The 11616-nt window shown below is 42.9% G+C and carries 15 protein-coding genes; 13 read left to right on the top strand and 2 right to left on the bottom strand.

All coding sequences use genetic code 11. The features are described from left to right. Positions 1-8 precede the first annotated feature (8 nt). The 7 genes from uvrA to QUB33_RS19825 all read left to right on the top strand — a co-directional run bounded on the left by uvrA (position 9) and on the right by QUB33_RS19825 (position 5545). Entirely contained in the window at positions 9-2969 is a 2961-nt protein-coding gene (gene uvrA / locus QUB33_RS19800; protein ID WP_333353011.1) for an excinuclease ABC subunit UvrA, read from the top strand. Positions 2970-3036: 67 nt separating this feature from the next. Then, positions 3037-3141: a LuxR C-terminal-related transcriptional regulator gene (locus QUB33_RS29705; RefSeq protein ID WP_445299540.1), complete on the top strand. Its 105-nt coding sequence runs from the start codon at positions 3037-3039 to the stop codon at positions 3139-3141. Positions 3142-3321: 180 nt separating this feature from the next. Continuing rightward, positions 3322-4164, top strand: a complete 843-nt coding sequence (locus QUB33_RS19805; RefSeq protein ID WP_333353014.1) for a hypothetical protein — start codon at positions 3322-3324, stop codon at positions 4162-4164. Between the two features lie 79 nt (positions 4165-4243). Continuing rightward, on the top strand, positions 4244-4609 hold the full coding sequence (locus tag QUB33_RS19810) for a hypothetical protein (RefSeq protein WP_333353017.1): 366 nt from the start codon (positions 4244-4246) through the stop codon (positions 4607-4609). 99 nt (positions 4610-4708) lie between these two features. Next, positions 4709-5125: a XisH family protein gene (locus tag QUB33_RS19815; RefSeq protein WP_333353020.1), complete on the top strand. Its 417-nt coding sequence runs from the start codon at positions 4709-4711 to the stop codon at positions 5123-5125. Next, on the top strand, positions 5113-5433 hold the full coding sequence (locus QUB33_RS19820) for a XisI protein (RefSeq protein WP_333353024.1): 321 nt from the start codon (positions 5113-5115) through the stop codon (positions 5431-5433). Before QUB33_RS19815 ends, QUB33_RS19820 begins: the two co-directional genes overlap by 13 nt. Further along, the gene (locus QUB33_RS19825; protein ID WP_333353028.1) at positions 5414-5545 is read left to right on the top strand and encodes a hypothetical protein; all 132 of its coding nucleotides are present in this window, start codon (positions 5414-5416) and stop codon (positions 5543-5545) included. Before QUB33_RS19820 ends, QUB33_RS19825 begins: the two co-directional genes overlap by 20 nt. Before the next feature lie 89 nt (positions 5546-5634). Here the strand turns inward: QUB33_RS19825 and QUB33_RS19830 are convergent, their stop codons facing one another. Next, on the bottom strand, positions 5635-6129 hold the full coding sequence (locus QUB33_RS19830; protein ID WP_333353031.1) for a GAF domain-containing protein: 495 nt from the start codon (positions 6127-6129) through the stop codon (positions 5635-5637). Positions 6130-6268: 139 nt separating this feature from the next. Here QUB33_RS19830 and QUB33_RS19835 point away from each other — a divergent pair, with 139 nt between their 5' ends. Both QUB33_RS19835 and QUB33_RS19840 read left to right on the top strand, forming a co-directional pair. Next, complete coding sequence (locus QUB33_RS19835; protein ID WP_333353036.1) at positions 6269-6469, top strand: hypothetical protein; 201 nt, start codon at positions 6269-6271, stop codon at positions 6467-6469. A 47-nt stretch (positions 6470-6516) separates the two neighbouring features. Then, positions 6517-7389, top strand: coding sequence for an alpha/beta hydrolase (locus tag QUB33_RS19840; protein ID WP_333353039.1), 873 nt, complete (start codon positions 6517-6519; stop codon positions 7387-7389). Positions 7390-7587: 198 nt separating this feature from the next. Here the strand turns inward: QUB33_RS19840 and QUB33_RS19845 are convergent, their stop codons facing one another. Continuing rightward, positions 7588-8037 (bottom strand): pyridoxamine 5'-phosphate oxidase family protein, encoded by a 450-nt coding sequence (locus QUB33_RS19845; protein ID WP_333353042.1) that lies wholly within the window; start codon positions 8035-8037, stop codon positions 7588-7590. A gap of 539 nt (positions 8038-8576) precedes the next feature. Between QUB33_RS19845 and QUB33_RS19850 the strand changes: the two genes are divergently transcribed. The 4 genes from QUB33_RS19850 to QUB33_RS19865 all read left to right on the top strand — a co-directional run bounded on the left by QUB33_RS19850 (position 8577) and on the right by QUB33_RS19865 (position 11142). Beyond that, positions 8577-8723 carry a hypothetical protein gene (locus QUB33_RS19850; RefSeq protein WP_333353045.1) on the top strand — a complete coding sequence of 49 codons (147 nt, stop codon included), beginning with the start codon at positions 8577-8579 and terminating at the stop codon, positions 8721-8723. A gap of 211 nt (positions 8724-8934) precedes the next feature. Next, positions 8935-10161: an acyltransferase family protein gene (locus QUB33_RS19855; protein WP_333353048.1), complete on the top strand. Its 1227-nt coding sequence runs from the start codon at positions 8935-8937 to the stop codon at positions 10159-10161. A 426-nt stretch (positions 10162-10587) separates the two neighbouring features. Then, positions 10588-10860 (top strand): hypothetical protein, encoded by a 273-nt coding sequence (locus QUB33_RS19860; protein WP_333353051.1) that lies wholly within the window; start codon positions 10588-10590, stop codon positions 10858-10860. Between the two features lie 12 nt (positions 10861-10872). Continuing rightward, positions 10873-11142: a hypothetical protein gene (locus tag QUB33_RS19865; RefSeq protein ID WP_333353054.1), complete on the top strand. Its 270-nt coding sequence runs from the start codon at positions 10873-10875 to the stop codon at positions 11140-11142. Positions 11143-11616: the final 474 nt, after the last annotated feature.

Genomic DNA, 11616 nt, shown 5'->3' on the forward strand with positions numbered 1-11616 from the left:
CTACTCTCATGTCCCAACGCGCCGAAACCTCAAACAGCCAGCCAAGTGCATCCCGCAACGGGCATAATGTGACGAATTCTCACTCTAACAACCAAAATACGATTCGGGTTCGCGGTGCGAGACAGCACAACCTGAAAAATATCGATCTGGAACTGCCGCGCGATCGCCTGATCGTTTTTACTGGCGTCTCCGGTTCTGGTAAGTCTTCCCTCGCTTTCGATACAATTTTTGCCGAGGGACAGCGCCGCTACGTGGAGTCTCTCAGCGCCTACGCGCGCCAGTTTTTGGGACAGTTGGACAAACCCGATGTGGACGCGATCGAAGGCTTGAGTCCAGCTATTTCGATCGACCAAAAGTCAACTTCTCACAACCCGCGATCGACAGTTGGTACTGTTACAGAAATTTACGATTATCTCAGATTGCTCTACGGCAGAGCCGGCGAACCGCACTGTCCGGTTTGCGATCGCTGCATTGCGCCGCAGACAATTGATGAAATGTGCGATCGAGTTATGGCACTTCCCGACGGCACTCGCTTTCATCTTCTGGCACCAGTTGTGCGCGGAAAAAAAGGCACTCACCGCAAATTATTGTCGAGTTTAGCTGCGGAAGGATTTATTCGCGTCAAAGTTAACGGAGAAATTTTAGAACTTTCGGAAAATATCGAATTAGATAAAAATCTAACGCACAATATCGAGATAGTTGTCGATCGGTTAATTAAAAAACCCGGTTTAGAAGAACGTTTAGTTGATTCTCTGGCAACTTGTTTGCGCCATTCAGAGGGAATTGCGATAATTGAAGAGTTACCGAGTGATGAAAATTCCGAACCACAGGGGCCGATCGTATTTTCCGAAAACTTTGCTTGTCCCGAACACGGGGCGGTAATGGAGGAACTTTCCCCTCGGTTATTTTCTTTTAATTCCCCTTACGGCGCGTGCCAGAACTGCCACGGTTTGGGGAGTTTGCGGACTTTTGCGCCGGAGTTGGTAGTTCCCGACGAGAAAGCGCCTCTTTATTGTGCGATCGCGCCTTGGTCAGACAAAGACAATTCCTATTATCTCTCTTTGCTTTGCAGTATTGCTGATACTTGCGGGTTTGATATCGACACTCCTTGGTATCGATTAAAGCCCGAACACCAGCGGGTAATTTTGTACGGCAATGAGTCCAAGCGCAGCGCAGAAGGTAAAAAGCGCGAGGGCAGCACTGATTTGAGGAGAGATTTTAATGGCGTGATTGCCATGTTGCAGCGCCAGTACGACGATACTGGTTCTGATTTGATCAAGCAGAAGTTGGAACAGTATCGGGTCGATCGCTCTTGCGAGGTTTGTCAGGGCAAACGCTTGAAACCCGAGGCGCTTTCGGTGCGGTTGGGACAGTACGGAATTGTAGATTTAACCAGTATTTCGATTCGCGAATGCCGCGAACGAGTAAATAATTTGGGATTGAGCGATCGGCAATTCCAAATATCCGATTTAGCCCTGAGAGAAATCAAAGCAAGGCTGCAATTTTTGCTCGATGTCGGGTTAGATTACCTGACTTTAGACCGCGCAGCAATGACGCTTTCTGGCGGAGAAGCCCAGCGAATTCGGCTAGCGACTCAAATCGGTTCGGGTTTGACGGGGGTTCTCTACGTTTTGGACGAACCCAGCATCGGACTGCACCAAAGAGACAACTTTCGCCTGCTGCAAACCTTAACAAAATTGCGGGATTTAGGCAATACTTTGATTGTCGTAGAACACGATGAAGAAACCATGCGAGCGGCCGACCACATTGTCGATATCGGGCCCGGCGCCGGCGTTCACGGTGGCAAAATTATATCGCAAGGAAGTTTAGAAAATTTGCTAACGGCAGAGGAATCTTTGACGGGTGCTTATTTGTCGGGAAAGCGAGTAATTGAAACCCCTAATGAAAGAAGAAAAGGCAACGGCAAAGCTCTCTCAATCATAAATGCGACGCGCAACAATTTAAAAAATATCGATGTGGAAATTCCCCTCGGAAAACTCGTCTGCGTGACAGGCGTTTCCGGTTCAGGAAAATCAACTTTAATCAATGAACTGCTGTACCCGTCGCTGCAACACTATATCACCAAAAAAGTGCCTTTACCACCCGATATGGACGCCCTCAAAACTAAAGGGGAACGCTCTCTAGAGGATGTGGTTGATAAGGTAATTGTAATTGACCAATCTCCCATCGGCCGCACTCCGCGCTCTAATCCCGCTACTTATACGGGAGTCTTTGATGTGATTCGCGATTTGTTTGCCGAAAGCATTGAAGCGAAGGCAAGAGGTTACAAAGCGGGGCAGTTTTCTTTTAATGTGAAAGGGGGAAGGTGCGAAGCTTGCGGCGGCCAAGGCGTGAACGTGATTTCGATGAATTTTCTGCCGGATGTTTACGTGCAGTGTGAGGTTTGCAAGGGTGCGCGCTACAACCGGGAAACGCTGCAAGTGAAGTACAAAGGCAAGTCGATTTCTGATGTTTTGAACATGACTGTAGAGGAATCTTTGGAGATGTTTAAAAATATTCCCAGGGCGGGCGCCCGACTGCAAACTTTGGTTGATGTTGGTTTGGGTTACATTCAGTTGGGACAGCCGGCGCCGACGCTTTCTGGGGGCGAAGCGCAGCGGGTAAAATTGGCAACGGAACTGTCGCGCCGCGCTACTGGGAAGACGCTTTATTTGATCGATGAACCGACAACCGGTTTGTCGTTTTATGATGTTCACCATTTGTTAAATGTGCTGCAAAGATTGGTGGATAAAGGGAATTCTATTTTGGTAATCGAACACAATTTAGATGTGATTCGGTGCTGCGATTGGGCGATCGATTTGGGGCCTGAAGGGGGAGATAAGGGCGGCGAAATTATTGTGGCGGGGACGCCGGAGGAGGTGGCGGCAAATCAGAGGTCTTATACTGGGAAGTATTTGCAAGCGGTTTTGCAGCAGCATCCTTTAGGGGAGGCTGTAGCTGTTAGTTAATGGTAAATTATGGCGTGGGATTGCTGTAAGTGAGTGCCACGCCTTTAGTTGAAGTTATCGCCCTAAGTTGAGTAAGCGCGAATGGGAGGTATTAAAACTGGTTGGTGAAGGCCAAAATAATCACGAAATAGCTGACATATTATTGTATCTAACTGAGGGAACGGTTGATTGATTCAACATGGGGAAGGTGATATGCTGATAGCAAGACCTTGTTTTTACGTTACATAGCACACTTAGTGATTGAGCTCAGTGATATTAATCACATATAAGCAATGATTTATACTATATCCATTTCTACGGGAAGTTAGTATGATTGCTCGATTACTAAAATTACAAATACTATTCCGGTAGTATGAACTATCTAAGAAAAATTTCAGTAAAACTTTTTCATCACTTTAAAGACAGGCTGTCTAATACTGAAAAGAGTATATACCTAATTTTAGCTGCCTCATTAATTATTCCAGTTTCTCAATTAGTTTTTCAATTAATAGTTGAGAACCAAGATGTGGTTAATATTATCATAGGTATAATACTGCTTACAATTGGTCTTTATCTATACTTAAAGCGACAAAGAGGTGTTAGAGATAATCATAAACTATATGATTTAGAAGATAAAAATAATTCAACTATAAATCATGACATCAACACAGGTGGCGGAAACTATAATGGAGTAATTGGAGGTAATTACATACAAGGTGATTATATAAAAATACAGGACAAGCGTGTAGACATTAGCCAAAATATTACTTCCATTCTTGATGATTTTCTACTTATTCTAACTAAAATGCAAAATCAAGGATATAGTACAGAGCAAGCAGTAACTCAAATGGCTAAAGAGTTAGCCGAAGAGACTCAAAAGAAGCCCTACGTTAAAGGTAAGTTTCATATTGATGAAAAGGCTGATGACAGTGAAGCTTTTGAAAAATTTGTTAAACGTTTAATTATAAGCAAACATCCCTTCAATCAAAAAATACCAATGTATGAAGTTGACTCAGGTTATGAAGGATCAGAAGATTATGGACCAAAAGTTAATTATAAAGGACATACAATTTATTTGGAATCAGACAAAGATGATTGGTGGTATTACAAAATAACGGGTTCCATGTGTAATGAAAGTGGTCACTATTTTGACAAAGACTTGGCAATCGATGAAGCAAAAGGGAAGATAGACGAAGCAAGATTTAGTAATTGGTAGATAGAAGTGTGCGACTGTAGCTCACTAATCAATCAGGTTTCAAATTTAAATTGTAATGACAACTTAAGGAGATATCAAGATGAATAACAATGAAAATTGGACTGTTAACACAGGTGGCGGTACTTTCAACAGACATATTCAAGGTAATTACATTCAGGGGAATTACAACGCCGCAGGAAAGCCTCAAAGCTTAGTAGAAGCAGCAAGCGAAATTCAAGCATTAATCAAACAGCTAGAAACAAGTTATCCTAGCGATACACCAGAAAGAGATAAGGTAGTGGCCAAGGAAGTGGTTAAACACCTCGAAAGTAACCCAACACTGAAACAAAAAGTTATAAAGGCTGGTACAGACGCTAGTCTAGCAGCGCTAGAAAAAGCTATCGATAATCCGGCTGGGGCGTTTATTACTGAATTCATCAAAAGCTGGAATGAATTTAGGTTATAATCTTGGTAAATATTTGTAGCCAGCCTGGTGAATTTTTATAAAATTAACATCTCGTGTTGTTCATAGTGTCCGAGGTAAATCCTTGGGTAAAAGCTACAAATGGCAAAGGATCTCTTCCACAACACAGTCAAAATTGCCCTACAAAAAGATGGCTGGAAGATTACCCACGATCCCTACCAGTTACGTTATGGTGTTGCTGATGTCTACATCGATCTTGCAGCCGAAGAAGCGATCGCCGCTGAAAAAGAAGGACGTAAAATAGCTGTAGAAGTCAAAAGTTTCGCAGGTGGCTCCACCATTTCTGAATTCCACACCGCCCTCGGTCAATTCCTCAACTATCGCGTTGCCATCGAAGTCTCTAGCGAACCAGAACGTATGCTTTATCTGGCAGTACCCACCGATACCTACCAAATGTTTCTCAGATTTGAACCCGCAAAAACTGTCATCGAACGTTATGAAATCCGACTAATTATTTACAATCCAATTCGTGAGGCGATCGACCAATGGATAGACTAAACGAATACCGCAAAATTGTTTGTGACTTTCTCGAAGACTTTTCTAAAAATGACGAAAATGCTCAGTTAATCTTCGATATGGCCCGCGATAGATATCTCGTGATGCACAACGAATGGCGCGACGAATATCGCATCTATGGGTGTGCCATGCAGCTCGATATCATTGAAAATAAAATCTGGATTCAACACAACAGTACCGAAATCTACATCGATCGAGAACTGATTCAACGTGGCGTCTCTCATCAAGATATCATTCTTGGGTTTCGCTCCCCCAGCATCCGAAAACTCCTTGCCGCCAACTCTTGCTAGAGACAAAGGTTGGGAACAGTTAGATGGATATCTCGCTAGATGGGGACAAGATTCCGGTTGGTTGGTCATTTTCGATCGCCGAGAGAATGCACCCCAACTCGAAAACGGTTGAACACTGAGATTCATACTCCAAGGGGGCGATCGGTTACATTATTCGAGGGTGAAATCCTGGTATATTATGTACTAATAGTAGATGCGATATTAACTATCTTGAATTGTGGGAGAAAGTGCCATATTTTGGGCTTCTCTTTGCATGAATTCAATGTCCGAGCGCGACCAAGTGCGGGGCCCGCTGCACTGATGAGCAATTAACAGCCCCCACAGTCCTTTGTTCGTTAAAATAGGCACAACTAAATTGGCGCGAACTTTCAGGCTACGCAGAAAATCTCGGTGGCATGGGTTAATTGGTTCTACTTCAATATCTGCAATTGCTTTAACTCTGCCGGCTTCGTACAAAGCAGCGTATTCGTCGTTAAAACATTCGTCTGGCCCTGTTGAACCCAAGATTGAGAGCTCGATCGCACTCAACATCTCGTAAGTCACTCGACCTTGCCACTGTCTGTAAAAATAGTACAGTACGGCGCGATCGCTCTGCAAAACTTCTCGAATGTCGTAGAGGGATTTTTCAACTAATACATCGCGCTTTAGACGATCTGTCAAGCGGTTAACAATGTTTTGCAGCCGATCGCCCGACATAGTATTAACTCCTTTAATTCCTAGTACACTCGCCAGATATTAATTATTAAACTGGCACCATCACAACACCTCAAATTGTTGCGCTTCGGGATTTTCGCGCGATCGAAAATGAGTAATTTTTGGCTTAACAGTTGTCTGGATGCCAGCGACATTATACTATTATTTTGACAGAGATAGCAATCTTTTTGGGAAACAGGCGATAGCGTCGGGCCCCGCAAGCTACGGATTTTTTGGCGCGAAGAACTACCGGCGGGACGCCGCTTCCACAAAGGAAAAGAAAAGGAAGAGTTTACAAGTGCTGGGAGAATTGCTAGATATGCCTAAAGTTGGTTCCTCTTAAAGAGAAGAACTGCTAGGCTATCTCGATAGCTAGAGGAAGCATCAAATATGTCTGTGCTAGAAGCTGCTTGGAAACACGAATTTATCGCTACGAACGGCATCAAACTGCACTATGTCACTCAAGGTTCTGGGCCGCTGATGCTGATGCTGCACGGATTTCCGGAATTTTGGTATTCTTGGCGGCATCAAATCCCAGAATTTGCATCAGATTATAAAGTAGTCGCTGTAGATCTCAGGGGTTACAATGACAGCGACAAACCTCACGATCAATCTGCTTACGTGATGGCAGAGTTTGTGCAAGATGTCAAGGGCATTATTCAGGGTTTGGGATACGAAAGTTGCGTCTTAGTTGGTCACGACTGGGGAGGCGCGATCGCCTGGAATTTTGCTTATGCTTATCCCCAAATGGTGGATAAATTAATTGTGATGAATCTACCGCATCCGGCCAAGTTTGCTGAAGGGTTACGCACTCCCCAGCAATTGCTGAGAAGTTGGTACATCTTTTTGTTTCAGTTGCCAGTTTTGCCGGAGTTGTTAATTCAGTTGGGCGACTATCAGGCAATTTCGGCTGCTTTGGAAGGTATGGCAGTTGACAAAAGCACCTTTAGCCCCTCAGATATCGAAGCTTACAAAGATGCGGCTGCCAAACGGGGCGCTCTGACTGCTACTATCAATTATTACCGCAATATTGCTCGCGGATTTCTCGATCGCCAGAATTGGAGGGTTCTGGAAGTTCCGACGCTGATGATTTGGGGAGAAAAAGATGTCGCCCTCGGCAAAGAATTAACCTATGGAACCGCAGATTACGTGCGGGATTTTCAGATTCAGTACCTTCCCAATTGCAGCCACTGGGTACACCAGGAAGAGCCGCAGTTAGTGAATCGGTACATGAGAGATTTTTTGGCAAGCAAAGCTGTTTGAGCTGATATTTGGTACTATTTTCCAGTGGCGCAGGGTTTTCTCCCGGGAGGGCTTTTTAGTAATTTCAGTCTTGAACGCACTCTGACGCTCAGAAACCGGGTTTTTTACTGAGATTGAAGGTCTTAATTAAGTATTTTCCTAAAAAAGCGTGTTTCAAGTGAGTCCTAATTTCTCTACTCAACCTCAATGTCTCGACGCTCACCGACTGCTGATGCCCTCCGTCGTGCGCCCGCTCATTTCGCTGGGGTGAATGCGGTAGATTGCAATTACCTCCGCACGTCCCGGCGAGTCAATCCAGGCGCGATTGATGGCGGGTGAAAGTGCGGGGTTGTGTTCTTTGACCAATTGCATCGCGCGATCGATGTCTTCCTCCTGCGTAAGGCGTTCTGCTCGCCTGTTCACGACAACCCTGCGCCAGTGTTCCATATCGCGGACTTCTTCCACTTGCAAGCAGACTTCTGGATTGGTGTCTATATACTTCGTTTTCATCCCGACTGTTGTGAAAATGTATATGTGCGAATCTTCGAGATAATAGTGCATTGGCAAAACGTAGGGATGCCCTTCAAATACACAGCCGAAATGTGCGTGTCTTACTTGCTGCAAAAGCTCTTGTATTTCTTTTGAACTCATCTCATCAATATCTAACATTGTTATACTCCTTTAAAACTTACTCTAGAGAAATCCATCGATATTTTAGGTTGCTTCACGAGTATGGCTTTGGGTCTAATTATTGTATTTTTGATGCGCCTGTTTTGTGGATCTAAACAAGTATATAATTTCCGTAAACATAACCTGGGTTAGTCTCAAATATAATCTACGAGATTTTTTGTTGGAAAATTTGTATGATTTTGGAAATAAACCCTCGGCAATTGCTGAGGGTTTATTGTTTTTATTAAATGGCGATCGTCTAATTAATTAATAAAAGCATTTTGTCCTAACGGGACTTAAACAAACTTTCAGCCCCGATAAAGCCCAAACTCGCTTTATCTGCAACTTGGGCGTCCATGTTTTCTTGTTACCAGCGAACAAAAGGCGATCGTCCGCTAAAATTCTCTGACACTAGATATAATCCGCGATCAAAAAACATCGCCGCATAACCGCAGCGCGCAATTTAGGGATGGTTCACGCTGCGGTTATGTGGCAAATGCGATCGGCTTGACGCTGATGACCCGCCCTGTCTGGCGTCAATGCCGAGCCTGGCCTATAACTCCCTCAAACGCTTGAAATTTCTTAGTTTGTGGGTGTACACTGCCGTCATAGCGTATTGGTGCGATCGACCGGCTTTACCTCATCCTACAGGCTGGCGATCGGCAATAAACCTAGTTTATTGGTAATCACCTGTTAAAAGAAGAAGATTTGACGATCGCAGCCTTCGAGATTTCAAGGGTTTGAGGGTATTCTTCACGCGCGACAGACAGGACTGGCGCTTATGACATAGACTAGAATTATTCCCGAATCCTAGGAGTGAGCGAGTAAGTCATAGGCTTGGCATCCTCACCGTCCTGGCTGTTCCTATAAGTTTGAGTTAAACAGATATTTTTATTTATGAAGTCCAATCGATTTCAAGAATTAGATATGATGAGAGGCTTTGCTGCCTGCTGGGTAGTGGGAGTTCATTTTTGGTACTGGAATATCCTGCCTCCATTTTTTGGATACAGGAACTTTTGGGAGTATATCAATGTAGTGGGCCAAGCCTCGACCCTTGCCAAGTTTTTTCCCCTGCCATTTAATAGTGTGGGCAATATAGTTTTTGATTTGCTGAATATATTTTTCTTGCTTGGATATCAGGGAGTTCATATCTTTTTCATTCTCAGTGGTTTTGGACTGGCTTATTCAAGAATTTTAAAACCTGATGAAAGCTGGATCACTTTTATGAAAAAAAAGTTTTTCCGGCTCTACCCTACCTACTGGATACTTGTAGCTGTATGTTTGATGATTCCTCGGTTAAGAGCGGATTTATTTTATGGCAATTTTGGATGGTTTGCATGGTGGAAAAGCTTGATTTTCCTAGATAAAGCAATACCTTTTTCTTGGTTTATGCTTCCACTACTTCAATTTTATTTGTGCTTCTTTTTGATATTTAAATTTTTACAAAAATTTTCTCTTTTACAGTTTGTTTGGACTTCTTTTTTTATTAAAGTAACATATACATTTTTAGTTTTAGTGTTAGGATTTAACCTATTTAGGCCAATATTAGGCAATCTCGCTTATCCTGGATATTTAGCAATTTCAAGGTTATTTGAGTTTTGTTTAGGAATGGCAATGGCAAAGGTGTATGCAAGTAATCCTACTTTATTAATTAATTACCTAACTAAGCCAACCACAATAGCCCTAGCAATAATTTTTGAAACATTGGGTATTATGGGTTCCTTCAAATTTTTAAATGAAATAAGATTTTTAGGTGTAAAATTACCTTTTGGAATCTCTTTTTATGATGCTTTCATTGGATTTGGCATCTTTGTAATTGTATTTAATATTTGTAGAAATTTAATAAATTTATCTGACTTAACAACGAGATTTTTAACATGGATTTCTCAGATATCCTATGAACTCTATTTAACCCAGTTTATAGGGTTAATTGTTATACCAAAATTTTTTACTGTGGTTGTCAGAGGTGAAGCTTCACTTTTGACTGCTAGTCGTGCTATTTTACTTTATATATTAATTATCGAAATTTGTATAGTTAATGCTTTTTTATTACAACAGCTAACAAACTCGATGGCCCGTCGAGTTAGATTAGCGATGGCTCCGTTTACCTCGGGCGGCAAATAATATATAATCCGGCTACATGGGAATAGTCCATAGTCAGCCGATTTGATATTCTAGATTTGAGAATCATACCCAATCCGCATTAAAAATCGCCAATTGGACTCGGCGGTTGAAACCACTACTATACAAACGAAGTCCACTCCAAGCGGACTAAAGAATAAAGGGGGTAGAAATCCCGGATTGGGTATTACTCGCGTCAATCAGCCTGCAAAGGGATAAATCCGGGGGCTTTTGAGAAATGATGCGGATCTTTTATGTATTTTAAAAGTTTTACTAAAGCGGCTAAGCCATGTGGGATGAGTCGCGTTATAATTTTTGACATTCCCAACCTAAAAAATGGGGATCGAGCCAATCAAATTTTCTTAGTCAGTTTTTAGGACACCTGACATATCAGAAGCCCAGCAGCAAAGAAATGACCGCATAATTGTCTTGGCGCTGACTTGTTTTACCCTGCTATGGCAAGGAAGTCGAGAGTTTTATCATTTGGCCTATGAACAACTGCCAAAACGCCATATCGTTAAGATTTGGCAGGAAGAACTCACTCCGGATCGGGATGGGGGACACAATGCTTTTACAATTGAGGGCGATCGCTATTTTACCAAACGGGCGATCGTTTCCATCCTCCACGAGCCTGCTGTCTATCTCTGGTATTGTTTGCAAAAGGCAGTTTTTTTCTGGTTGGGAAACCCTATAAGTGACTAGCCTTATCACGCTATGTTTAATGTAGAAGCAATGCGGCTATTCTTTTCGCCGCAACGGATTGTCGGCATTTTAGCGTCACGAATTTTGCCTGTATTTGCTGCTTTGGGCATGATAGTTTTGCGGCATCGCTGGCGGGAGTTTTTGCCACTGTTGCTAGTCTCTGGCTATGATTCATTCGCTCACTTATGCAGAAGTTCGCTAGAGCGAGCCGCTGCATCCGATTTTTGCGGTGGCAATTGCTACGGCTGCGGGGGAACTTCAGCGTCGGTTGAAGTTAATTAGTCAGTAGGTATTAGACAATACGCAGTTTGTGCAGGCTAAAAGTTGCTATGATAGAGGGGTATATTATGCCCGGTTAAATAGTTATAATACTAGAAACCAAAAGTAGTGCCGAATCCTATAAGCGATCGAGTACATCCTGTAGCATCCTAACTATCCTGGCATTTGCTATAACTTTGAGTTTAACGGATATTTTAAATTATGAAATATAATCGATTTAAAGAATTAGATATGATGAGAGGCTTTGCCGCCTGCTGGGTACTGGGCATTCATTATTGGTCTTTCAATATCATCCCTCCCTTTTTTGGATACACCAACTTTTTGGAGTATCTAAAAGTTGTGGGCCCAGCCTCGACGCTAGCCAAATTTTTCCCCCTCCCATTTAATGGTGTGGGCAATATAAGTAGGGAGGTGGGAAAATTTATATTTATGTAACGAAACATTAAGTACCCGCATTGGAGTTAAATTTAACACGTT

Origin of the sequence: Microcoleus sp. B3-A4 (genome assembly GCF_036705385.1) — a bacterium.
In the GTDB taxonomy this organism is placed as follows: Bacteria; Cyanobacteriota; Cyanobacteriia; order Cyanobacteriales; family Microcoleaceae; genus Microcoleus.